The 25,213-nt window shown below is 28.4% G+C and carries 24 protein-coding genes; 4 read left to right on the top strand and 20 right to left on the bottom strand.

The window, feature by feature from the left end:
* Window positions 1–104: 104 nt before the first annotated feature.
* The 12 genes from ACAN_RS01875 to ACAN_RS01820 all read right to left on the bottom strand — a co-directional run bounded on the left by ACAN_RS01875 (window position 105) and on the right by ACAN_RS01820 (window position 11,616).
* Entirely contained in the window at window positions 105–2,447 is a 2,343-nt protein-coding gene (locus ACAN_RS01875) for a PD-(D/E)XK nuclease family protein (RefSeq protein WP_099335253.1), read from the bottom strand.
* Window positions 2,437–2,994 (bottom strand): hypothetical protein, encoded by a 558-nt coding sequence (locus tag ACAN_RS01870; RefSeq protein ID WP_099335254.1) that lies wholly within the window; start codon window positions 2,992–2,994, stop codon window positions 2,437–2,439. Before ACAN_RS01870 ends, ACAN_RS01875 begins: the two co-directional genes overlap by 11 nt.
* Before the next feature lie 8 nt (window positions 2,995–3,002).
* Window positions 3,003–3,632, bottom strand: a complete 630-nt coding sequence (locus ACAN_RS01865) for a hypothetical protein (protein ID WP_099335255.1) — start codon at window positions 3,630–3,632, stop codon at window positions 3,003–3,005.
* Between the two features lie 103 nt (window positions 3,633–3,735).
* Complete coding sequence (locus tag ACAN_RS01860; RefSeq protein WP_079580043.1) at window positions 3,736–3,975, bottom strand: DUF4006 family protein; 240 nt, start codon at window positions 3,973–3,975, stop codon at window positions 3,736–3,738.
* Between the two features lies 1 nt (window position 3,976).
* On the bottom strand, window positions 3,977–4,867 hold the full coding sequence (locus ACAN_RS01855; protein ID WP_079580044.1) for a c-type cytochrome: 891 nt from the start codon (window positions 4,865–4,867) through the stop codon (window positions 3,977–3,979).
* Entirely contained in the window at window positions 4,864–5,094 is a 231-nt protein-coding gene (locus tag ACAN_RS01850; RefSeq protein ID WP_079580045.1) for a CcoQ/FixQ family Cbb3-type cytochrome c oxidase assembly chaperone, read from the bottom strand. Before ACAN_RS01850 ends, ACAN_RS01855 begins: the two co-directional genes overlap by 4 nt.
* A gap of 9 nt (window positions 5,095–5,103) precedes the next feature.
* Window positions 5,104–5,787 carry a cytochrome-c oxidase, cbb3-type subunit II gene (gene ccoO / locus ACAN_RS01845; protein WP_099335256.1) on the bottom strand — a complete coding sequence of 228 codons (684 nt, stop codon included), beginning with the start codon at window positions 5,785–5,787 and terminating at the stop codon, window positions 5,104–5,106.
* Window positions 5,788–5,802: 15 nt separating this feature from the next.
* On the bottom strand, window positions 5,803–7,272 hold the full coding sequence (gene ccoN / locus ACAN_RS01840) for a cytochrome-c oxidase, cbb3-type subunit I (RefSeq protein WP_099335257.1): 1,470 nt from the start codon (window positions 7,270–7,272) through the stop codon (window positions 5,803–5,805).
* Between the two features lie 147 nt (window positions 7,273–7,419).
* A complete protein-coding gene (gene smpB, locus ACAN_RS01835; protein WP_079580048.1) occupies window positions 7,420–7,890 on the bottom strand; it encodes an SsrA-binding protein SmpB in 471 nt (156 codons plus the stop codon).
* A complete protein-coding gene (locus ACAN_RS01830; protein ID WP_099335258.1) occupies window positions 7,890–8,660 on the bottom strand; it encodes a 4-(cytidine 5'-diphospho)-2-C-methyl-D-erythritol kinase in 771 nt (256 codons plus the stop codon). The genes smpB and ACAN_RS01830 overlap by 1 nt, the downstream gene beginning before the upstream one ends.
* A complete protein-coding gene (gene truB / locus ACAN_RS01825; protein WP_099335259.1) occupies window positions 8,661–9,509 on the bottom strand; it encodes a tRNA pseudouridine(55) synthase TruB in 849 nt (282 codons plus the stop codon). It lies immediately after the preceding gene.
* Window positions 9,510–9,561: 52 nt separating this feature from the next.
* The gene (locus ACAN_RS01820) at window positions 9,562–11,616 is read right to left on the bottom strand and encodes an ATP-dependent helicase (RefSeq protein ID WP_099335260.1); all 2,055 of its coding nucleotides are present in this window, start codon (window positions 11,614–11,616) and stop codon (window positions 9,562–9,564) included.
* A gap of 118 nt (window positions 11,617–11,734) precedes the next feature.
* On the opposite strand from ACAN_RS01820, the gene ACAN_RS01815 reads away from it, so the two are divergent.
* The gene (locus tag ACAN_RS01815) at window positions 11,735–12,631 is read left to right on the top strand and encodes a LysR family transcriptional regulator (RefSeq protein ID WP_099335261.1); all 897 of its coding nucleotides are present in this window, start codon (window positions 11,735–11,737) and stop codon (window positions 12,629–12,631) included.
* A 22-nt stretch (window positions 12,632–12,653) separates the two neighbouring features.
* Here ACAN_RS01815 and mnmL read toward each other — a convergent pair whose 3' ends face one another.
* From mnmL to trxB, 4 genes are all read right to left on the bottom strand, one after another.
* Window positions 12,654–13,616: a tRNA modification radical SAM protein MnmL/YtqA gene (mnmL, locus tag ACAN_RS01810; RefSeq protein ID WP_099335262.1), complete on the bottom strand. Its 963-nt coding sequence runs from the start codon at window positions 13,614–13,616 to the stop codon at window positions 12,654–12,656.
* The gene (gene purF / locus ACAN_RS01805) at window positions 13,616–14,965 is read right to left on the bottom strand and encodes an amidophosphoribosyltransferase (RefSeq protein ID WP_099335263.1); all 1,350 of its coding nucleotides are present in this window, start codon (window positions 14,963–14,965) and stop codon (window positions 13,616–13,618) included. The genes mnmL and purF overlap by 1 nt, the downstream gene beginning before the upstream one ends.
* Window positions 14,966–15,052: 87 nt before the next feature.
* The gene (gene dapB / locus ACAN_RS01800) at window positions 15,053–15,826 is read right to left on the bottom strand and encodes a 4-hydroxy-tetrahydrodipicolinate reductase (RefSeq protein WP_079580055.1); all 774 of its coding nucleotides are present in this window, start codon (window positions 15,824–15,826) and stop codon (window positions 15,053–15,055) included.
* Between the two features lie 10 nt (window positions 15,827–15,836).
* Window positions 15,837–16,766 carry a thioredoxin-disulfide reductase gene (gene trxB / locus ACAN_RS01795; RefSeq protein WP_099335443.1) on the bottom strand — a complete coding sequence of 310 codons (930 nt, stop codon included), beginning with the start codon at window positions 16,764–16,766 and terminating at the stop codon, window positions 15,837–15,839.
* 183 nt (window positions 16,767–16,949) lie between these two features.
* Between trxB and ACAN_RS01790 the strand changes: the two genes are divergently transcribed.
* Window positions 16,950–18,281, top strand: a complete 1,332-nt coding sequence (locus ACAN_RS01790) for an alanine/glycine:cation symporter family protein (protein ID WP_099312728.1) — start codon at window positions 16,950–16,952, stop codon at window positions 18,279–18,281.
* Window positions 18,282–18,301: 20 nt separating this feature from the next.
* Here ACAN_RS01790 and ACAN_RS01785 read toward each other — a convergent pair whose 3' ends face one another.
* The 3 genes from ACAN_RS01785 to trxA are packed head-to-tail and all read right to left on the bottom strand — an operon-like array spanning window position 18,302 to window position 21,508.
* A complete protein-coding gene (locus tag ACAN_RS01785; protein WP_079579763.1) occupies window positions 18,302–18,958 on the bottom strand; it encodes a response regulator transcription factor in 657 nt (218 codons plus the stop codon).
* The gene (locus tag ACAN_RS01780; RefSeq protein ID WP_099335336.1) at window positions 18,939–21,137 is read right to left on the bottom strand and encodes a sensor histidine kinase; all 2,199 of its coding nucleotides are present in this window, start codon (window positions 21,135–21,137) and stop codon (window positions 18,939–18,941) included. The genes ACAN_RS01785 and ACAN_RS01780 overlap by 20 nt, the downstream gene beginning before the upstream one ends.
* A 53-nt stretch (window positions 21,138–21,190) precedes the next feature.
* Entirely contained in the window at window positions 21,191–21,508 is a 318-nt protein-coding gene (gene trxA, locus ACAN_RS01775; protein ID WP_079579765.1) for a thioredoxin, read from the bottom strand.
* Window positions 21,509–21,639: 131 nt separating this feature from the next.
* Here trxA and alaS point away from each other — a divergent pair, with 131 nt between their 5' ends.
* Both alaS and ACAN_RS01765 read left to right on the top strand, forming a co-directional pair.
* Window positions 21,640–24,195, top strand: coding sequence for an alanine--tRNA ligase (gene alaS, locus ACAN_RS01770; RefSeq protein ID WP_099335337.1), 2,556 nt, complete (start codon window positions 21,640–21,642; stop codon window positions 24,193–24,195).
* On the top strand, window positions 24,195–24,674 hold the full coding sequence (locus ACAN_RS01765; RefSeq protein ID WP_079579767.1) for a hypothetical protein: 480 nt from the start codon (window positions 24,195–24,197) through the stop codon (window positions 24,672–24,674). Before alaS ends, ACAN_RS01765 begins: the two co-directional genes overlap by 1 nt.
* Here the strand turns inward: ACAN_RS01765 and ACAN_RS01760 are convergent.
* The gene (locus ACAN_RS01760) at window positions 24,671–25,192 is read right to left on the bottom strand and encodes a C40 family peptidase (RefSeq protein WP_099335338.1); all 522 of its coding nucleotides are present in this window, start codon (window positions 25,190–25,192) and stop codon (window positions 24,671–24,673) included. The genes ACAN_RS01765 and ACAN_RS01760 overlap by 4 nt on opposite strands.
* Window positions 25,193–25,213: the final 21 nt, after the last annotated feature.

Genomic DNA, 25,213 nt, shown 5'->3' with positions numbered 1-25,213 from the left:
CTGGAAGCTCGAATTTATTCGTGCCTTCAAAGCAATCCTTGATGCGAATGAATTCGCATTTCCAACTGGAAGCTCGAATTTATTCGTGCCTACAATAATAAATCTTATCTATTGCACATTGTTTTATAAATACAAAAATTACAAACTGATTTATCTTCACACTTTTCAAAATCTACACTTGTTGTTTTAAGTGTTTGAAAAATCTCTCTTAATAAATCTAATTTCTCATTCAATGCTACTTCTTTTAATAGTTTTGCATTATTTAAATCATAATAAAAGCTTTGGATATTAGTTGTTTTATATATATTTTGCAATGCCAAATAATAAAACTCCAACTGAAAATCACAACTTTTCTCATAATTTTTTATAGTATCAACTTTTAAAGATGATGATGTTTTATAATCAATTACTAAATAACCTTCATCTTTTTTGTCAACTCTATCAATCACACCTTTTATTTTTATATCTTGATATATCAAATTAAAAGGCATCTCTTTTTGTAAAATTTGTATTTTATCTATTCTGTTTTTTTCATACTCATAGAAATTTTCTATTTTCTTTTTATAAACTTCAAGTTCAAGTGATAAAAAAGGATTTTTATTTGCATACTTTGTAAATAAAGCTTGTAAACGCTCTAAAGTATCAAAACCCAACTCATAATACTCATAAAGTATTTTATGCACTATATCGCCTAGTTCAAAGCCTTTTGGCTTTAAGCTTATCTCATGCTCTTTTAGTTTTAATATATACTGCAAATAAAACTTTCTTTTACACTGCAAATATACTTTTAATGAAGTTGCAGACCAAGAAAGTTTTGATAAATCTATATCTAAAATAATCTTTTTATCAAAATGCTTTAGACTATTTTTATTATATAAAATATGTTTATATGAATTATCTTCTAAAGATTGTTCTTTTTTTAAATCAAACAACTCACTAGCAAACCTACTTATTGTTGAAGTATCATTTGATACATAACTAACATATAAGTTTTTACAGTTTTGAATAACTCTTTTATAATAATACTTTTGCAAACTTTCTCTATCTTTTAGTGTTGGCAATTTTGCAAACTCTTTTACTTTTGTAGATAAAAACTTATCTTTTAAAGAAGCCTTTGGAATAAACTGCTCATTAAAATCACATATTATTACTGTATCAAAACATACAGTTCTACTTTCAAGAAGTCCCATAACTGTGATTTTTCCAGAGTTTACATCATCCAAACTAATAGAGTTTACTTTTTGCAAAAGTATTCTTAACAACTCTTTATACAAAATCTCACTTTTATATGTAAAAAACAGATTATTAAGTTTATAGAAAAGTTCATTTAATTTCTCTTTTAATTCTTTATTTATTTCATTAGAAATCAAAAAATCACAAAGATATTCAAATTTTTCTTTTGATATTTTATTATTATAATTACTATTTAAAAACTCAATTAGCTCTTTATTTATATTAAAAAACTCTAAAGAGTCTAAATTTTTCATATCTTTTTCTATTAAATAACTATTTAAAGAGTAAAGACATTTATAAGTTATACTGTTTTTTACATCAAGTCCCATGGCATAGTTAAAATACTTTTCATCATCAAAAAGTCTTAATTTATTTGCAAAACTTTCATCTGGTAGTATTAAAGCAATATTTGAAGGTTCAATACCTTTATTTATAGCTTCAACTATTGCTGTTTTTATAAAGGCAATCTGAGAAACCCTTGAAGCAAAACCTTTAATTTTAAAACTATCAAGTTTTGTTTCTAGTTTTGACTCTTCTAAAATCTTTTTATTTGTAATATCAAGTTTATAAAAAAAGTCTTGTTTTAAATCTAAATTTATTGTTTTGAAAATTTCATAGGATTTTTGATTATATTCATTTGTATATAAATTTATTATCAAGTTTTTATTTTTTGAAATTTCCAGTATCTTATCAAACTCTAATTTTGTAAAATACCCTTCAAAATTAAATTCAATCCAAGAGAATTTATTTAAAAACTCTAGATTTATTTGACTATATTTATGCTCATTTACCCTATCTATAAAGTCATTGTCATCTAAGATTTTTTCGTAGTTTTCTTTAACTTTTTCCAAGATTTGTAAGTGTTCTTTATAAAACTCATAAGTATCAACATCTTTTATATCTTCAATACTTACTTTTTCACTTGTAATTTCTGTAAAAAATCTAAATATATAATCACTTTGCTTTAAAAACTGAGTAAAATTAGATGATATTCCAAGCTTCTTAAACTCATCAAATTTTATTGATTCTTTTAAAAATAGAAATTTTTGTTCTTCATCTATTAGTTTTCGATTATTAAAGTAAAATGATTTTTTAAAAAACTCATCTGCTGTTAGAAAAAAAGGCAATAAGGAGTTATCTTGTTTATTATTTAAAATAAACTCTCTTATTGCCCTTGAAGTTGGAAATACAATTAGTTGTTGTTTAGTTTGCATTTGTCTTTAAAAAGAAATAACCTTTATTACCATCTTTTTCAAAAGTTGCAATAATATTCCATTTCCCAGGTTTTGGTACATCAACACTTGCATTATAAGAGTTGTTTAAAAAAGAGAAAGACTCCTTATTTAAATCAATAATAGTATTATTATTCGTAGATTCTGTAACTCTTAAATTTATATCAAATGAAGATTCAACATTTCCTGCTTTATTATAAATATCAATTTTTATGCTGTTTTTACCTACATGCAATATATCTTTATGGACTTTACTTTTTTCAATAACTCTTTGAGATAAAAATATATCTTTTGTATCTAAATCAAATTTTTGATTGTTTATAGTTATTTTAAAATCATATTTTGATAAAAATATATCATTTGATCTTATAATATCATTGTAATGCATATCAACATCTTGATACTTTTTAAAAAAAGTATCATCTTCATGTACAGGAACTTGAACTGCTGAATAAATAGTCCATACAATAAGTGAAAATGCAAATGAGAATATACCAATAAAAAACAGTGGCCAATAATTTCTTTTCATTAAAATTCCTACTTTCTTCTTTTTAGTACTGCAAATATATATAAAAGTAGACCTACTACTACAAGAGTATACATAAACACTCTCCATATAGTTCCAGCTACTTTTCCTGAACTTCCAATACTACTTTCAAGCTTGATATTTTTTGACTGTGCAATTGTATCTGCAATTGCTGCATAACCATTTAGCACTGCTGCACTAACTTTTGCAAAAACAGTATTTTTATCTTTTGAAGCTAATAATGGTACTACATATTCATTTAAGATTTCATTTTTATCTACAGTTTCTTTTAATTGTGAAGATACAATTAAATTTACATGAGTATCATCAACTGCCATTGTTAATAAAACATATGGTTTTTGTAAAACAGGAATTAACTCTTTTTCTTGATTTTTAATAAACTCAATTTTATCTTTTGTAGATATATCATCTTCAAGTCCTAAACCTCTTTTTACATAAACATAAATATTTACACCAAGTTTTTGCTTAGACTCTTGCCCTATTTGTTCAATCTTTTCAACTGCTCTTTTATCAATTAATCCATCATTACTAAGTATAAATTGTGAAGCATAAAGATTAGATGTTAATAGAAGTGACAGTGCAAAAAGCACTGCCATTCTTGTAAGTTTTAAAGCTTTCATTTATCCAACAAACACTCTAGCAGAATCAAAGAAAGATAAATACACAGAGTAAACTGCTGAAGCCAATAATAAAATTCCAATAATTTTGTCCATAGCTTTCCCCTTATTTTCCAACTAATTCATACTGTTCGTGATTATCTTTACTATTTGCTTTAAGCGCATTTAGATCTTGATTAATCTTATAGAAGTTAGTTGCTTCGTTTTGTTGTACTTTAATTGCACCATATGTTAATACACCTAATATAGTAAGTAATAACACAGTTGCAATTAACATACCTGTAATTCCATGAAGAAGAGAAAAAAGTCCTCTTTCATTTTCATTCATCTGAGTATTTCCAGCCATACTACTCTCCTAAACTTCTAATATAAGTTGCTAATGCTTTTTCTTGTGTAGGGTTTAATCTACCTTTAAAGCTTGGCATCATACCAATAGCACCTTTTTTACCATTGTTAAGTACTGATGTTACTAAAGCATCTGTATATTCAACAATACTTGGACCAACGTAGGCTATACCTTTTCCATCAGCTCCATGACATCCAGCACAAACTCCATAAGCTGCTGGTTGTTCACCTTTAAATCCACCTGCAACATAAGAAGATACCGCTTGAATATCAGCTTCTTCAGTTAACATCATAGGAGGCATTCCACCTGGATAATCAGTTTTTAGGTTATTTGCACCATTTCTAATTACGTACTCAACAGACTCTTTTGACATTCTATGAGTTAAGTTTTGAGCTTTACCCTCAATCCCCTCAGCATCAATACCATGACAAGGTGCACATTGAACTAAGTAGATTGATTCACCCATTGCTGTTAAAGTCTGTTCACTTGGGTTTTCCCATTTTGAAGCAAACTTTTTATTATACTCAATTGTCTCTTCATTCCATTGACCAATTTGAGAGAATCCATTTGTTGGATAACCAATTGACCAATACCAAAATAGCCAAACTAATGTACCAATAAATGCAAGTCCCCATCCAGTTGGAATAGGGTTTTTGTATTCACCAATACCGTCCCACTTTTCTTCTGCTAATTCACCACTAGCAGTATCATTTTTTATTTGATTGATATACTTAAGCGCTACAAATACTGTAATTGAAATAATTGCTACTGCACCAAGCATAGTTAAACTATTAATATAATCATCACTATTAAAAGCATCACCTGCAATAAAGTAAGTTCCTGCCATTAGAGCGATGATAAGAATAATTCCACCTATTACCATAGATTTCATTTGATACTCTCCTTCTCGTTTATCTCTTTTTCTTTTTCTCTTTGCTCAAGAGGGTCAGACTTTATAGAATCATCGTGAACAAGATTTGAGTATTTTTCAAAATTTTTCTCACCCTTTTTATCTCTTTTATAAATAGAGAAAGCATATGAGTAAAAAATAATAAACACAATAAGTATTAAAAAAAACTTCAAATAACCTTGAAGATTCAGCAAAGTCTCATAATCCATAATGCCCTCTTATTTTAAAGAATTTAAATATGCAATTAATGCAACAATCTCAGGAACTTGACCGTTTGCTACGGCATCTTTTACTTTTTGGTTTTTCATATCAGCAGCAATCTCTTCTGCTTGTTTTCTAGCAGTAGCAATTGCACTTTCATAATCACCAAGTTTAACATCAATTTTTCCATCACCATCTAAATCTTGGTCATATGGAGTATTGAATACATTTTTAACAGTTAATGCTTCTGCATAAGCTGTATCTAAATCAGCTATATTCTCAAAGTGATGAGTATATGCTGGCATAATTGAACCTGGAACTACTGATTTTGGATCTAACATGTGGTTTTCATGCCAATCTGTTGTTCTGTAGTTTCCAACTCTCATTAAGTCTGGACCTGTTCTTTTTGATCCCCATAAAAATGGTCTATCATAAGCATATTCTCCAGATAAAGAGTACATACCATATCTATCAGTTTCAGATTTAAATGGTCTAATTAATTGTGAGTGGCAAGCATTACATGAATCTTTAATATATACATGTCTTCCTGCTAACTCCAACACTGTGTATGGCTTTGTACCAACTGTAGGTCTACTTTGTTTTGCAAAATCAGGAATTGCTTCAATAATACCTGCAAATGCAACAAAAATAAATACGAATACCGCAAAGAAAAACGGTCTTTGTTCTAACCAATGAAACATTATTTACCCCTTTTCCTAAGCTGCAACTGGTGAAGCATTTAATGGTTCTTTATCAAGTATTCTACCTGCAGTTGCAGTTTTATACATGTTATATGAGAACATAAAGAAACCAATTAGGTATAATAACCCACCAACAGCTCTAATTGTATAGTATGGTTGTAATACAGTTACTGTATCAATAAATGAGTAAACTAATGAACCGTACTCATCATAAGCTCTCCACATCATACCTTGAGTAATACCTGCAATCCACATAGAAGTAAAATATAATACAATACCAGTTGTTTGTAACCAGAATTGAGTATCCATTAATGATTTAGAATAAATCTCTCTTCCATACATTCTTGGTGCCATATGAAATAATGCTGCCATAATCATAAATACAACCCATCCTAATACACCATCGTGAACGTGTCCAGGAATCCAGTCTGTAAAGTGCGCAATTGCATTAACAGATTTGATTGATTGAATTGGTCCTTCAATAGTTGATAACATATAAAATGTTGATGCTAAAATCATAAATTTAATCAGTGTGTTTGTTTGTAACTGTTTCCACTCACCTTTCATAGTTAAAAGCATATTAATAGCAGATCCCCATGATGGTAAAATTAGAACAACTGACATAACAGAACCCATTGTTTGCATCCAATCAGGAACAGTTGAATAAATAAGGTGGTGTCCACCAGCCCATAAATAAACAAATAATAGACCCCAGAATGCTAGAATAGATAATTTATATGAATAAACATTTTGTCCAGACTCTTTTGGTAAAAAGTAATAAATCATAGCAATAATTGGAACAGTAAATACAAATGCAACCGCATTGTGTCCATACCACCATTGTACAATCGCATCATTTGAACCTGAATACATAGAAACAGAGTGTAGCCATGAACCATAACCACCAGAAGCGAAGTATGTAGGTACTTCCATATTATTAAATAAGTATAACATTGCAATTGCAATAAATGCAGCAATATAATACCAAATTGAGATATATAGAGTTCTTTCTCTTCTAATTCCAATCAATCCGAAAATAGAAACTCCCCATAATACCCACCAAACAACCACTAAAATATCTAATGGCCACTCTAATTCAGCATACTCTTTTGATGTTGTATAACCCATAAATAAAGTTACAACTGCTAAAAGAATAGTGATGAAATATAACACAAAGTGTAGCTTTGCTACTGTCATTAAAAATGGTGATTCTTTTAAAGACACCTTTAAAACTCTTTGAGCTACATAATACCATGTAGCAAAGATACCACTAAGTGTAAAACCAAATGCAACACCATTAGTATGTAATGGTCTTAATCTACTGAATGTACCATATTCCCCAGCTAAATGATTTAGCTCTGGAAATGCTAATTGAAATGCTAAAACAACACCAACTACCATACCAATGATACCAAACAAAATTGTTGCAAATGTAAAGGCTTTTGCAACTGAGTAATCATACTCAATTCTTGCACCGTTTTGCATCAATCTCCTCCTACTAATTTTTTATATATCAAGTCACAGGTTTGTCACTTAAAAAAAATCTTAGCTAAAACTGAATAAAGTTAAGCTTAATAACTGATGTTTTTTTTTAAGGTTTCTTTAATTTATAAAAAAAATGATAATTTGTAACTATTTAAAGTTTTTCAATGCTTGTTGTGTTTCTCTTTGCATTGTTTTTCTTTTTAAATCTTCTCTTTTATCATGAAGCTTTTTACCCTGTGCTGTGGCAATTAAAATTTTTACTACATTCTTTGAATTAAAGTACATTTTAAGTGGCACAAGTGTCACTCCATCTTTAGTTACTTTAGTAAACATCTTTTCAATCTCTTTTTTATGTAGTAAAAGTTTTCTACTTCTTCTTTCATCAGGTCTATAAGTACTATGTGTTGTACTTAAATGTGAAATATGCATATTTAAAATAAAAACTTCACCTTTTATAATTCGTACAAAGCTATCTTTTAAGTTTGCTCTTCCCTCTCGCAAAGCCTTTACTTCACTTCCCTCAAGTACAACTCCAGCTTCATATTTATCTAAGATAAAATAATCATGAAATGCTTTTTTATTTTTAAATTCTAAATTTTTACTTTTTTCTTTTGCCATTATATTACCTTAAAAAATGAACTTCCACTTCCACTAAAAAACCAATCTTGCATTGCATACTCTTTTAGCTTTGGATATAGTTTTACTGCTGGCAAATATAAATCATTTGCTTCTTCAATTGAGAGTTTATTTAAAATCTCACTACTTTTCATTGACAAAAGTTCATCACTTTTCTCTTTTGAAATCTCTTTATAAAACTCATTTCTAAAGCAGTTAAAAACATTGCCAGTATGACATTTGATATCTTTTGGAGTAATAAGCTCAATATTTAAAGGCTCTTCTTTAAACTCTTGAACTATTTCACCAACTCCTGTTACATTTGCACTATCATACTCATATACAAAAAAAGGAACATCTGCACCGATTTTTGCACCAATTTTTGCTAATTTCTCTTTTTTATAATATAAGTTAAAATGTTTATTTGCCAATATTAAAAAAGCAGCTACATTTGAACTGCCTCCACCAAGTCCTGCAAACTCTGGGATATTTTTTTCTACTTTTATACTATATACTCTAAAAAATGCATCAATTTTTGGACAATATTTTCTCAATTGTAAAAATGCTTTATATATAGTGTTATCCTCAAGTTTACATCCAAAATCACCAATCAAATTAAACTCATTTGTTTCATTATTTGGAATAAAACTAATAGTATCATAAAGATTTTTCACTCTTACAAATCTTGATACTATTTCATGATAATTATCTCTTTTTTTTGCTATTTTTAAAAATATATTTACTTTTGCATATGATTTTATACTAACTTGCATCTATCTAATTACCTTATTTAATACATATGAAACTTTGTCATTTGAAATTTCGATTATACTAAAAAACTCTTCAAATAAAATGATATATTTTCCATCTTCTTTTTTTTCTAAGTTTTCAATTGGTATTTTTTTTCCATCATTTAATAACTCTTTACTTCCTGTATAGCTATTAACTTCTAAATCTAAATAATCTAAAGGATTTAAATCCTTTTCATTTTGAAAATAAAACTCTCCCTCATTTAATCTTTGTAAATAAGACAAAGTACCAATAACACCTAGGTTTTTAGCAAGTATTTGAGCTAAACTTCTAATATATGAGCCCTCACTAACTGTTGCTTCAAATGTAATAAAAGGATGATTATATGAAATTAGTTTTATATCGCTAATTTTCATAACTTGTTTTTCTAACTCTACTTCAAGTCCAGCTCTTGCTAATTCATATGCTCTTTTACCATTTATTTTTTTAGCACAATATTTTGGAGGAAGATACTCAATATCTCCTTTTAATTTTTCTATTTCGTTTTGTATATCATTTATATCTAAAACTTTTTCATCTTTAATATCAATTATATTTTCAATATCCTCAGAGTATGAACTAACTCCCAACCATAATACAGCTTTATATTTTTTAGGTGTTTTTTTAAGATATTTAAAAAGTTTTGTATATTGCCCAAAAGCTACTATTAGACAACCACAAGCAAAGGGATCTAATGTTCCACTAAAACCTGCTTTTTTATTTTTATATTTTCTTTTAATTTTATTTAAATATGAGTTTGAGCTTATAAACATTGGTTTATTAACAACCAATAATTTATTTAATAACTCTTTATTGTAATATTTTTTTTGCATCAGTTTTATTTTCCACTCAAAAATTTTTCATTTTTTATTTAATAATAGATTTTTATATTTTTTCTACAAATGAAGATAGAATATCTCTTATTTGTCCTGCAAAATTTATAGTAAGTTTATAATCTTTTCCAGCTTTAGCAGCTTTTTGAACTCTTCCCATTCCAAAGATTTTATGTTTTACCAAATCACCTTTTTTATATGCAGAGTTTTTTTCAAGGGTTAAGCACCCTTTTATAAGACCACTTTCACTTAAGAATCTACTTTTTGTAAGTGATGCTCTTTTACCTTTATAAAATCTTGAATGCACAAAAGATAAAGTTAAGTTATCCATAGCTCTTGTTAAAGCAACATATCCAAGTCTTCTTTCTTCTTCTATATCACTTCCATCACCAATAATAGGGAAAAATCCCTCTTCAAGTCCTATTATAAATAGATGTTTATACTCAAGCCCTTTTGATGCATGAATACTCATCATAGAAACCATCTCTTCTACAAACTCACTATTTTCAGACTCCAATGCAATTTCATTTAAGAAATCTTCTAATCCCAAATGTGGATTTTGAATAAAATAATCTCTAATATATCCATAAAACTCATCAATATTTGCTTGTCTATCAAATCCATCAGGAGCATTATCATATGAGCTTCTATAATCAAAGGTATCTTCAAACAAATCTAAAAATCTCATTTTCGACTCTTCTAAAGCCTCTTTTAAATCCATCACTGATGCCATGAAAACTTTTAATGTCCTTGAGTTTTTCTTTCCTACTACTTGTGCTAGCTCTTCTGGTTCTAACTCTTCTATTAATTGAAAAATTGGTTTTTGTGTTTGAGCTGATTTTGCATCTAGTTTCTCTATGGTTGTTTTACCAATTCCTCTTTTAGGTTTATTTACAATTCTTTTTAATGAAAAATTGTCATTGTTATTTGTAAGTATTCTAAAATAAGCAATCAAATCTTTAATTTCTGCTCTTTCATAAAACTTCATACCACCAACTAGTTTATAGGCAATTCCTGCTTTATTAAATCCCTCTTCCAATGACCTTGAAAGTGCATTTACTCTAAATAGTATTGCCATCTCACTTGCTCTTTCGCCATTTAAAATAAGATTTTTTATATCATCAACTATTTTTCTTGTCTCTTCATTTTCATCATGAGATTCATAAACTCTTACACTATTTCCATCTTCTCTTGTACTAACTAATTTTTTCCCTAGTCTATCTCTATTGTGTTCAATTAATTGATTTGCATGATTTAAAATAGTATTTGTAGATCTATAATTCTCTTCAAGTTTTACAACTTTTGTATTTTCAAAGTGATCTGTAAAATTTAATATATTTTTAATAGTAGCCCCACGCCATCCATAAATAGACTGGTCATCATCACCAACAACACATAAATTATTATGTGTGCAACATAATTTTCTTAATAGTTTGTATTGTAGTTCATTTGTATCTTGATACTCATCTACCATTATATAGTTATATTTTTGACTTATTTGTTCTGCTAGTTTTTCATTATTGCACAATATTTTATATGGCAATAAAAGTAAATCATCAAAATCAACTAAGTTATTCTTTTCCAAATAGTTTTCATATTTTTCATATACATCAGCTATTTCTTGATATAGCTTTAATTGTGCAGTAGCTTTTGCTTCACTTGGAGTTAGAATAGAGTTTTTATATTTAGAAATTTCACTTGCAAGTAGTGGAAGAGGTAGCTCTTTGTCTATGGATTTTAAAATTCTTTTTTTATCATCAGTATCTATTATTATAAAGTTATTTTTTCTTCCTAATTCACTCATATAAAACTTTAATAAAAGCAATCCAAACTTATGAAAAGTACAAAGTAAAGGTGGTGTATGTACTATTGATGAGTCAATAAGCGAGAATGCTCTTTCTCTCATCTCTGTTGCTGCTTTATTTGTAAAAGTCAAAGTCAATATAGAAGCTGGATCAATCCCTATTGAGATAAGATATGCTAATCGCGTGGTAATTGTTTTTGTTTTACCCGAACCTGCACCTGCTAAAATAAGTAATGCGCCATCGATATGTTGAGCTGCATTTTTTTGTGAATCGTTTAATGATAATAAAAAATTTTCCGACATTTCTTCTCCAATAATTCTAGATTATATCATAATTTAGTTAAATTAACTTTTTACTTAATTTATTTATTTATAAACAAATGTTATTATTATCATAAAGAATTATAAAGGTAAAAAAATAATGCTAACTGATTTTGCAAAAATAGAGACGTTTTTAACTGTTGTAAGGGAAAAATCATTCTCAAAAGCTTCAGCAAAACTTGGTATTTCTCAACCTGCAGTGACACAACAAATGAAGTATATTGAAGAGTATTTAGATGTTCAAATTGTTGATAGAAAGAAAAATGGAATAAGGCTTACAAAAGAGGGACAAATGTTATACTCAATTGCTCAAAAAATTGAAAGATGTGTAACAAATGCAGAAAAAGAATTATTAAAAATTATGAATAAAGATGTAACTTTTGTATTTGGTGCTTCATTTATTATTGGAAATTATATATTGCCTAAATTTTTAAATAATTTAAAAGAGAATATAAATAATGATGTTTCAATAAATGTTTCAGTATCACACAAAGCAATTGAAGATTTACTAGATAAAAAAATAGATATGGCTTTAGTTGAAAACTATATTCCTGATGAAAATATTATTTATAGAGAATGGATGGAAGATGAAATAGTGATATTCTCAAACCAACCACTACCTGCTAAAGCTAAAGCTAAAGATTTACTTTCATACAAATGGGTGTGTAGAAATCCTGATTCACATACAAGACTTATTTTTAAAGAGTCTTTAGATAAAGCAAACTATCCAGATTGTGATACATTTAATGTAACAAGTGAGGTTACAAGTGCAACAACTATTGTTCAAACTGTATTACACTCAAATAAAGATGAAGAGCCAACAGTTTCAGTAGTATCAAGAAAAGCTATTGAATCACTTCTTAAAGCAGGTGCTTTATATGAATCAAGAGTTGGAAATCAAAAGATGGTTAGAAAGCTATATATTGCCCATAGAAAAGATAGAAAACATGATGCATTTATAGAAAATGTAGTTGATTATCTACTAAAGATAAAATAAGCTTAGGAAACTCTTCCTAGCTTTAATATACAAATCCTTCTTTTAGTAAAGCCTCTCTAATTTTAAACATTTGTTCATGTTTATTTTTGCACCAAGTAGGTGAAAGTAAAGTGCTGTCATCAATTCCTGCTGTTACTCTTTGAATTGATATATTCTCTGGAAGTTTTTTTATAGATTTTACAACTGTATCAATATATAAATCTTCACTAATTGGAGTAAATTTTCCCTTTTTATACTTTGCTGTTAAAAGAGTATTTTTCACCACATATAAAGGATGAAATTTTATAGAATCAACTTGTAAAGCTATTGTTTCATCAAGTGTATTTAGCATCATATCTTGTGTTTCACCGGGAAGTCCATAGATTAAGTGTCCACAAACATTTAAGCCTTTTTGCTTAGTTTTTTTTATCCAGTATCTCATATTTTCACTTGAATCACCTCTATTTATTTCATCAAGGGTTTCATCATAAAATGATTGTATTCCATACTCAATCCAAATCTCTTTATCTTTTGCTAGACTTACTAAATAATCAAGTATTTCATCACTTACACAATCTGTTCTTGTCCCAATTGAAAGACCTATTACATTATCATAGCTTAAAGCTTTAGAATATAAAGCTTTTAAAGTTTCAAGTGGAGCATAAGTATTTGTAAAAGATTGGAAATATACTATAAATTTCTTTGCATTAAATTTATTCTCTAATCTTTGTTTTGTTGCAAAAAATTGCATATCAAGCTGTTTTAATTGATTTTGCAAGTATGGATTTTCTTTAACATTTGGATTTAACTTAAACTTTGGCTTTCTTTCTTGTAAGTTTGGAGAGAAGGAGTCGTTCTCACAAAAAGAACACCCTCCTTTAGCTACAGTTCCATCAATATTAGGACAGGTAAATCCTGAAATTGAAATTGGAACTTTATAAATTGTTTCATTAAACTTTTGTCTAAAATATCTTCCTATTGTTAATACTTCTTTTAAATCACTCATTATTTTGTTACGAAATAGTCTCCATCAAAACTTTCAAGGGCATAGTTTCTATCATCACCAATTGATTTTTTTAAATCATCAATTGAAAGATACTCTAGTGAGTCAGCTTGAATATATTCACAAATTTCATCTTTTGTCATCTTATGTGAGATTAACTCTTCTTGATTTGGTGTATCTATACCATAATAACAAGGAAACTTAATCTCAGGACTTGCCACTCTAAAGTGAACCTCTTTTGCACCTGCATCTTTTAACATCTTTACAATTCTTTTTGAAGTTGTTCCTCTTACAATAGAGTCATCAATAACAAGTAAAGATTTACCTTTAATTAGTGACTTCATAGGAGAGAGTTTCATTCTTACTTTTAAATTTCTCATCTCTTGTGTTGGCTCAATAAAAGTTCTACCAACATAATGATTTCGAATAATTCCATATTCAAATGGTATTTTACTTTCTGAGGCATAACCAAGTGCTGCTGGTACTCCTGAGTCAGGAACTGGGACTACCATATCAGCTTTGAAATCTTTATTTTTATCATTTTTTGCAAGTGTTTTACCCATATTTTGTCTAGTTGTATAAACATTTTTTCCATCAATATCTGAATCAGGTCTTGCAAAATATACATATTCAAAAGCACAAGGTCTAAATATTGGTTCAAATAACTGAATTGATTCAGGTTCATTGGTTTTTTCACTAAAAATAAGCATTTCACCTGGTCTTACATCTCTAATAAACTCTGCATCTACTAAATCAAACGCACAAGTTTCACTAGCAACAATATATCCACCTGATTTTAATTTTCCTAAAGATAAAGGTCTAATTCCATATCTATCTCTTATTACAAACTGTTTTGATCTTGATTGAACAATAAAACAGTAAGCACCAATAGTTTTATTTAAAGCCTCTTTAATTCTATCTCTTAATCTATTTTCACTACTTTTTGCAATTAAGTGAATTAAGTTTTCAGTATCCATTCCTGTTTGAAAAATTGCACCATTATTAGTTAACTCTTCTCTTACTTCATTTTTATTAATTAAGTTACCATTATGAACTATAGACATCTCACCTAGCTTGTATTTTGCAAATACAGGTTGTGCATCTAAAATAGAATCTCCACCAGCTGTTGAGTATCTATTATGACCTATTGCCATGTTACCTTTTAATATTTTTAAAGCATCATCATCAAAAACCTCTGATACTAAACCTCTATTTTTAATTGTATGGATTTTCCCATTAATTGAAGAAGATATACCTGTAGCTTCTTGACCTCTATGTTGCATGGCAAAAAGAGCTATTGAAGCAAGTCTTGCTGCATTGTCATTATCGTAAATTCCCACTATTGCACACATTTATTTAACCTTACTAAAAGAGAAAAGTGAACTTGATGCGCTATGAAATTTCTTTTCTCTTTTAAATTTGAATTTTGTTTTTTGATTTTATAGACCTAAAGCGTCATTGATTGAGTATAAACTTGGTTCTTTATTTACAAGCCATTTAGCAACTTTAATCGCGCCTTTTGAAAAAGTATTTCTTGCAGTTGCAGTATGATGAAGCTCTATAAACTCTCCATCATTGTAAAGTCCAACAGTGTGCCGACCAACTATATCACCACCTCTTAAACTCATAACTCCTATTTCATCTTTTGTTCTAGCTCCAATATCTCCATCTCTTCCTGAAACTCTAACCTTATCTAAATCCAAATCTCTAGCACGTGCTGCATGTTCTGCTAATGTTAAAGCAGTTCCAGATGGAGAATCTACTTTATATCTATGATGTTGTTCAACAATTTCAATATCAAAATCACTTAATGTTTTTGAAGCTAAAGAGACAAGTTTATTTAAAACAGCAACACCTAAACTCATATTTGTTGAGTATAAAATTGGAACTAATTTACTAGCTTCAATTAATAAATTTTGTTGATGTTTAGAAAAACCAGTTGTTGCAATAACTAAAGGTTTCCTAACATTATTATCTATTACTTGAGTTAATAACTCTTCAGTTGCCGCTGGTGCAGAAAAGTCAATTACAACATCAACACTATCCATTAAAACTTTCATATCATTTGTTACAATAACATCACTAGGAACATCTTTTTCTAACTTATCAAATACATGAATACCAGCAAGTTGTGCCTCACTATCTTTTTTTAAATCATCTATTAGAAGTGTTCCAACTCTTCCTGTACTTCCAACAATACCAACTTTTAACATTTTTCCCCTCTTATCCTAAAAATTCAATAATATCAACAGCAGCAGTAGCACCATCACCAGCAGCACAAACCACTTGTTTAGCAGCATCAATTCTAACATCACCAGCAGCATATAAACCAGGTAATGAAGTTCTCATTTTTAAATCAACAATAACCTCACCTTGCTTGTTTGTTTCACATATAAATGTTCCATCTTCATTTTTTATTGGCTCATTTAATACATCTCTTCCTACAAATACAAATACTCCTGGTACAGGTAAGTCTTTTATACTTCCATCAACTTTACTCTTTACTTTTAATCCTGTAACTCCTGACATATCTCCATATACTTCTTCTACATCTACATTTGTTACTTCTTCTATATTTTCAGTATTTTTCATATGCTCTATTGTACTTGGTGCTGCTCTATATGTATCTCTTCTATGTACTACATATACTTTTGAACATATCTTTGCTAGATATACTGCTTCTTCTAAAGCTGAATCTCCTCCACCAATAACTGCTACTTCTTTTCCTTTATAAAAGAATCCATCACAAGTAGCACAAGTTGATATTCCTCTTCCAAAGAACTCATTTTCACCTTTAAAGCCAGCACGTCTAGGAACTGAACCTGTTGCTAGTAAAACAGCTTTAGATTCATAAGTATTTCCATCTTCTGTAGTTAATGTAAAAATATCATCATTTTTAACAACTGATGTTATTTTTTTCATTTCATGTTTTAAACCAAACTTCATTGCTTGTTCTGGCCATGATTGCATCAAATCTAATCCAGACATTACTTTTTCTTGTCCTGGATAGTTCTCTATTTCTGAACTTCCTGTGATTTGTCCTCCTGGCATTCCCATCTCAAACATTACTACATCTTTTAATCCACCTCTTGTGGCGTATAATCCAGCTGTTAATCCTGCTGGTCCTCCACCTATTATCGCTAAATCTAACATGTGTAAATTCCTTTATTGTATTAAAGAAGAATCATACAGTAAAAACATTAAGCACTAGGTTAATCAAATAAGCCTACTTTATTTACTTAAGTTTATTAATTTTGATTATTAAATAGTTGAATTCTTTCTTAAATTTAATATATATTTTGCTATTTTATAAAGCTTAAAAGGAGTATAAAGTTTATGGAAACATTAGAAAATATAATTTCTGCAATCTCCTCATTTGTATGGGGTGTTCCTATGTTAACACTACTTATAGGAACAGGATTATATCTTACAATTAAGTTAAGAGGTATGCAGTTTTGGGCATTAGGGCATGCTTTAAAACTAATTTTTGTAAAAGAAAAGAGTGCAAAGGGTGATATTTCACACTTTTCAGCACTAACAACAGCTCTTGCAGCTACAGTTGGAATTGGTAATATTGTTGGTGTAGCAACTGCAATTACTTTTGGTGGACCAGGAGCTGTATTTTGGATGTGGGTAACAGGACTTGTTGGTATGGCAACAAAATATTCAGAAGCAATATTAGCTGTTAAATACAGAGAAAAAGGGAAACACGGTTATAAAGGTGGTCCTATGTACTATATTGCAAAAGGTGCAAATATGCCAAAACTAGGCGCTGCATTTGCTCTTTTTACAGTATTAGCATCATTTGGTATTGGAAACATGACCCAATCAAATGCAGTAGCAAATGCACTTTTAACACAGTTTTCTGTTCCCACATGGATTACAGGTATAACACTTTTAACAATTACATCATTTGTAATATTAGGAGGAATTAAATCAATTGGAAAAACTACTGCTTTTTTAATTCCTTTTATGATTGCAATTTATTTAACAGCAGCTTTCATAATTATATTTACAAATTTAGATAAAGTTGCAGATGCATTTGGTTTGATTTTTTATCATGCATTTAATCCAATTGCAGCAGGTGGTGGATTTGCAGGTGCTGCTGTTGCTGCTGCTATTAGATATGGTCTTGCAAGGGGAGTATTTTCAAATGAATCAGGTTTAGGTTCTGCTCCAATTGCAGCAGCTGCTGCTAAAACAAATGACCCAGTAAAACAAGCTTTGGTATCTATGACACAAACATTTATTGATACACTTATAGTTTGTACAACAACTGCTGTTATTATTCTTATGGCTCCTGCTTGGCAAGAAGGTGTTGGTGCTGGGGAGTTAACACTTAAAAGTTTTGAATTTTTCTTAGGAGATACAGGTGCAATTGTAATTGTTGTTGCAACTATTTTATTTGGTTATTCAACAATACTTGGTTGGTCTTATTATGGAGAAAGAGCATTTGAGTATCTTTTAGGACATAAAGTAATAAAACTATATAGAATTGTTTTTATTAGTTTTATTTTAGTTGGAGCTATGCTTAAACTTGAGCTTGTATGGAATTTTTCAGATCTTGCAAATGGGCTTATGGCAATTCCTAACTTAGTAGGATTATTACTATTATCAAATATTATCTCTTCTGAAACAAAAAGATATTTTAAAGAAGATAAAATATAAGAGGTTTTCCTCTTGTATTTTTAAAGAAACTTTGCCTCTTTATTTAAAGAGTAACCCATTCCTTTTACAATCACAATACTATCAATTGGAAGTTTTTTTCTTAATCTTTTTATCATGGCTCTTATATTTGTAAGATTTGTTTCTTCACCTTCCCAAACATAATTTACAATTTCATCATAACTAGCAACATGGTGTAAATCTTGTGAAAAGAGTTCTAAAAACAAAATCTCTTTTTTTGTTAAAAAAACCTCAACACCATTTATATAAAGTTTTTGTTGTTTAATATCAAATATTGTATTTGATGTAAGTTCATACTTTGAAGAAGTAGGACTACAAAGCTTTTTTACTTTTTGAATCAACTCAAAAATATAAAATGGCTTTTTAATATAATCATCACAACCCATTTTATATGATTTTTCTATTTTTTCTAAATCATGATTTGAACTAATAATTAATACAGGGATATCTTTATGATTCATTCTTATATACTCTAAAATAGTAATTCCATCAATTGAGGGAACATTTATATCAAGAATAAAACATTTATAGCCATTTTCTAAGTTTTCTAAAGCTTCTTGACCATTATCAAAACAATCTACAACAAAGTCTTCTTTGTTTAAAGAGCTTTTTATTAACTTCAAAAGTCTTAAGTTATCTTCAAGTACAAGTATTTTCATAGTTTTGCTCCAATATAATAATAAAACAAGCACCTACTTTAGTATTTTTTACTTGTATTTTACCATTCATTTTATCTTCAATAATAACTTTAGTCATATATAGCCCTATTCCACTTCCATCTTCTTTAGTTGAATAATATGGATTAAAGATATTTTCCATATCTTTTTCATTTATTCCACCTGCATTATCTTTTATAGTTATAAGTAATTTATCTTGATCATTAAATATTTCAATATTAATATTTCTATTATTAAAATCTTTTTTAACTAACTCATCTTTTGCATTATTTATTATATTCAATAAACTTTGCATAAACTCATTTCTATAACCATAAACCATAACATTTGTATTTGTTTTTAAATTTATATTTATTTTTATGTAATTAAATCTAATATTATGCTCAACTATTTTTAAAAGAGAACTTATTGCTTCATGAACATCAAAAATTGTTTTCTTATTTGATGGTTTTATAAACTCTTGAAAATCATTTATTGTGTCATTCATATATTTTACTTGTGTCATGATATCTTTTACATAAGATTCACTCTCTTTATTATTATCTTCATTTGTATAAAAACTCTCTTGTGCAATTGTTGTAATTTCAACTAATGGAGCTTTCCACTGATGTGCAATTGCTGAAAATATCTCTCCAATCTCTGCTAGTTTTGACTGTTGGATTAAAAACTCTTGATTTCTCTCTTTTTCTTGTTCAATCTCTTTTTCTTTTGTTATATCTGTAAGTATTGTTACAAGTCCAGAATTTTCTGATTTTTCATCTTTATATTTTGCTTGTTTTATTAAATATACTCTTTTTTTGCCATCTTTTATCTCAAAATTAAATTGAGAGTTATTCTCTGGTTTTTTTGAATAGTTTTCTAAAGCAAGTAAAAGATTTCCTACTCTTTTTATCCCTCTTAATTTTCTTAATGAACTAAGATATAGATTTTCTTGTGATATTCCAATCATAGAGCTAAACTTACTATTAAAATCAACAATTCTTCCATCTTTATTTTGCCAAAATATTGGACTTTCAATTGCATTTAGTAAGGTTTCATCAAAATCTATTCTCTCTTTTAATAGTTTTTCTGTTTTTCTTCTTGAGTAGATATTATGAAGTAAACCAATCACAAGTAAAACCAATAATGGAAAAAGCAAAAAAAGTATTTCTAAAAAAGTTCTATGCTTTTCAAAAAAATCCAAAGGTTTATTTACTATTTCATAGTTATTATAGTAGTAGTATGGATTTATTTTATACTCACCTAGCTTTAAACTATCAAACTTATAATCATATGCTATACTTTTTCTAACCACAAAGTCTATTTTATTATCTAATATATCTAAAGCAACTTGACCTGTTTCTTGCCCAAGTTTTACAATAGGAACTAATTTTCCCCCAACTATTCCCTTTTTTAAAAATAGATCATCTGTTGCAAAAACAGGCAATTTACTTGAATTTATAAATCTTGCTATTTCACTATCTTTATTTAAATTTTCATTCTCATTTTCATAAAATTTGACAAAAAATATAGCTTCATTCTGTTTTTTTATACTAAATTTACTACTTAGTTTTTCTAAAGTTGAATATTGAACATATTCAATTTCAAACCTTTTTTTCATTTGCTTAAATGCTCTTTCAACATATATATTTGTCTTTTCTATACTTAAAGAGTCATTTATAATATATAATTTTTTTAATTTTGGAATAACCTTACTTATAAATTTAACATTATCTGTTATATCTCTTCTTGAAAGTACTACATGAACTCTGTTTTGTAGATTATATTTTATAAGTTTTGATTTATCAAACTCTTCAATTCCACTATAAACAATCTGTTCATTTTTAAAAAGCTTATTATAGTTTTTAATTGCAAAATCATATGCAAATTTATCTATTGCAATAACTAAATCATACTGACGTCTTTTTAGTTGTAAGGAGTATAAATCAACCAACTTTTTTAAATATAGTTTTGAGTTAACTCTTTTATAATCCATATATAAAACATTTATATCTACTTCACCTCTTTTATAAAAACTTTCCTCAATTCCTTTGATAATATTATCGCTATATAAAAATCCTCGATGATAAGAGTTTAAAATAAGTACATTTTTTTCAAATTGTGCAAAAGCAAAGGTATTAAATAGAATAAAAAAAAGAAGTAGTAATTTTTTATATTTCACTTTTTCCCTAGATTTAAGAAGTGTTTCTTAGGGAAGTTCCCTAAGAATTTTATTTATATTAGTGAGTTAATTTTGTCAGAAAGTGCTTGTTTAGAAGAAGCACCAACCATTTGATCTACAATTTCACCATCTTTCATAAAGATAATTGTAGGAATAGATCTAATTCCATATTTAACTGCTAAGTCTTGTTGCTCATCAGTATTTACTTTACAAATGTTTGCTTTTCCATCAAACTCTTCACCTAACTCTTCAATTACTGGTGCTAGCATTCTACAAGGTCCACACCATGGAGCCCAGAAATCTACTAATGATACTCCATTTGCTACTGTACTTTCAAAGTTCTCTTGTGTTAATTCAATATATTTTCCCATATAATTCCCCTAAGATCTAATATTTAAGTTCAATAATTATACTAAGCTAAACTTAAATAAAAGTTGTACTAATCTTCTATAAATTTTTATTTGGGTAAAATATAAACTTTAATTTAACAATGGGTAATTTCATGGATGTAAGAAAAGAGTATTTAGAATTTTTTAAAAATAAAGGACATGAAGTGGTTTCTAGCATGCCACTTGTTCCAGATGATCCTACACTATTATTTACAAATGCTGGTATGGTGCAATTTAAAGATATTTTTACAGGTGCAATTCCAACACCAAAGAATAAAACTGCAACAAGTTGTCAATTATGTGTAAGAGCCGGTGGTAAACACAATGACTTAGAAAATGTTGGATATACAGCAAGACATCATACTTTATTTGAGATGCTTGGAAACTTCTCATTTGGAGATTACTTCAAAAAAGATGCAATTGCGTATGCTTGGGAATTTATAACAATAAACCTAGCTTTGCCAAAAGAAAAACTATGGGTTACTATTCATAATAGTGATGATGAAGCTTTTGAACTTTGGAAAGAGCATATAAGTGAAGATAGAATCAAAAGATTTGGAGATAAAGACAACTTTTGGTCAATGGGTGATACAGGACCTTGTGGTCCTTGCTCTGAAATTTTTTATGACCAAGGTGAAGAAAACTTTAATAGTGATGAAGACTACTTAGGTGGTGAGGGTGATAGATTTTTAGAGATATGGAATCTTGTATTTATGCAATACGAAAGAGATGCAAGTGGAAAAACAACATCTCTTCCAAAACCATCAATTGATACAGGTATGGGACTTGAAAGAGTTGTGGCTATTAAAGAGGGTAAATTTAATAACTTTGATTCTTCACTATTTATGCCAATTATAAATAAAATACAAAATTTAGCAACAAAAGAGTTATCAAAAGATAATATTGGAAGTTTTAGAGTAATTGCTGATCATTTAAGAGCTGTATGTTTTATGATTAGTCAAGGTATTTTATTTGATAAAGAAGGTAGAGGCTATGTTTTAAGAAGAATATTAAGACGAGCAGTAAGACATGGGTATCTTCTTGGATTTAGAAAACCATTCATGGCTAAATTAGTTGATACTTTAGACTCAATTGTTGGTTCTCATTATATTGATATAAGAGAGAAAAAAGAGTATATAAAAGAACAAATTACTTTAGAAGAAGACAGATTCTTTAAAACAATTGAATCAGGTATGAGTCTATTTGAAGAAGAGTTAAAAAACACTAAAGATAATTTCTCTGCAAAAGTAGCATTTAAACTTTATGATACATTTGGTTTTCCATTAGATTTAACACAAGATATGCTAAGAGATAAAAATCTAAGTGTAGATATTCAAAAATTTGATGAACTAATGACAAAACAAAGAAACAAAGCCAAAGCTGCTTGGAAAGGTAGTGGAGATACACTAAATGAAGGTGATTTTAAAAATTTACTTGAAAAATATGGGAAAAATGAGTTTGTAGGTTACAATCTTACAACATATAATTCAAAAATAGTAAGTTTACTAGATGAAAACTTTAAAGAAGTAAAAAGCTTAGATGTTGGTCAAACAGGTTGGGTTATGCTTGATAAAACGCCTTTTTATGCACAATCTGGTGGTCAAGCTGGTGATATTGGAGTAATTGAAGATCAAAGTCATATAGCAGAAGTTTTAGATACTAAAAAATTCTTCGATTTAAATCTTTCACAAGTAAAAGTTGCAAATAAAAACTTAACTATTGGTGAAAATGTTGATGGAGTAGTTGTAAATAGATATGAAGTTGCAAAACATCATAGTGCAACACACCTTTTACAAACAGCACTTAAAATGGTTCTTGGTGAAAATGTAGCACAAGCTGGTTCTTTAAATGATGCTTCAAGATTGAGATTTGACTTTACATATCCAAAAGCTATGAGTAAAGAGCAAATAAAAGAGGTTGAAGATTTAGTAAACTCTATGATTGTTAGAGGTATTAAATCAAATATTGAAGAGTTACCAATAAATGAAGCAAAACAAAAAGGCGCGATTGCTATGTTTGGTGAAAAATATGGTGACATGGTAAGAGTTGTTGACTTTGGTGGCGTAAGTATTGAGTTTTGTGGTGGAACTCATGTAAGAAATAGTTCTGATATTGGAAGTTTTTATATTGTTAAAGAATCAGGTGTTAGTGCAGGTGTTAGAAGAATAGAAGCAGTTTGTGGTGTTGCTGCAATTAACTACACAAATGATATTATTCAAAAATATGAAGAAGTTCAAAATGAAGTAAAAAATCTTGATGCAACACTTGGTGTTAAAAAACTAAAAGATCAAATAAAACAACTAAAAAAAGAGTTAGAAGAGTCTCAAAGCTCATCAAATTCAGCAATAAATGAAGAAATTATTGGTGATACTAAAGTTGTTGTTGATATTGTTAAAAACGGTGATATTAAAAAAATAGTTGATGATTTAAAAAATGCAAATGAGAAACTTGCAGTTTTACTTTTACAAGCAAAAGGTGATAAAGTAATGATAGTAGCAGGAAGTAAAAATACTCCTGTTAAAGCAGGTGATTGGATAAAACATGTTGCTCCTATTGTTGGTGGAGGTGGAGGTGGAAGACCTGACTTTGCACAAGCTGGAGGAAAAGATGTTTCAAAAATAGACCAAGCTTTAAAAAAAGCTTTAGAGTTTGTGAAAGATAATTTATAATGTTTACATTATTTGAAAACAATCTTGCATTTCTTATATTTTTACATGTATTAAGTGCAGTAATTTGGGTAGGAGGAATGATAGCAATAAGGTTTGCTATTCATTACTCTATGCAAGGAATTCAAGAACCAAAAATTAGATTAGAAAGAACACTAGAGAATCTAAAAAGGTTTTTTAATATGGTAATTCCTACTATCTTAATACTTTTAATTACTGCAATTATAATGATTTTAATTTTAGGATTTAAAGGAACAAACTTATATTCTGTTGTAATAGCAAAAGAGATTATTTGGACAGTGATGAGTATTGTTTTTATTACTATATATGTAAAAAGAAATAAAGCACAAAAACTATTTGAAGAGGGTGATTTTACAGGATGTAAAAAACAACTTTTACCAATAGCAAAATATTTTATACCATTAAATATATTTTTAGGACTTATTGCTATTTATTTAGGAGTTACACTTAGAGGGTTTTAATCCTCTAAAACTCTTTGGATTTTCCAAAAATGCTTTTTAAAATAGACATTATCTAAAGTTGATATTATCACACCTTTTTTTCTAGATACATGTATAAATCTTCCATCATCTAAATAAATTCCAACATGCCTACTATTTTTCCCTGTTTTAAAAAATACCAAATCACCAACTTTCGCTTCTTTTTTTGATACTTTTTTACCAACTCTTGACTGATAATATGTTGTACGCGGAATTTTTACATTTAATTTTGTTTGAAAGGTTCTTTGAATAAAAGCAGAACAATCAATTCCATTTTTAGAGTTTCCTCCATACCTATATTTAACACCTTTCCACTCACTATATTGGGAAAGTAATGCTTTTGCTATTTCATTGTCTTGTGGTTCATACTCTTTTTCTATACTAATATTATTAGTATTGTTTGAACTGTTAAATAAATTTTTTGCACTTTGCAAAGATAAAGAACAGCCACTAAATAGTAATGGTAAAGTTAAAATTAGATATTTTTTAGCTTTTCTCATATTCTCTTCTTAAAGTATTTA

It is taken from the genome of Malaciobacter canalis, from assembly GCF_008000835.1.
Classification (GTDB): domain Bacteria; phylum Campylobacterota; class Campylobacteria; order Campylobacterales; family Arcobacteraceae; genus Malaciobacter; species Malaciobacter canalis.
The sequence above is the reverse complement of the archived record's forward strand: the minus strand, read 5'-3'. Positions and strand labels throughout refer to the sequence as shown.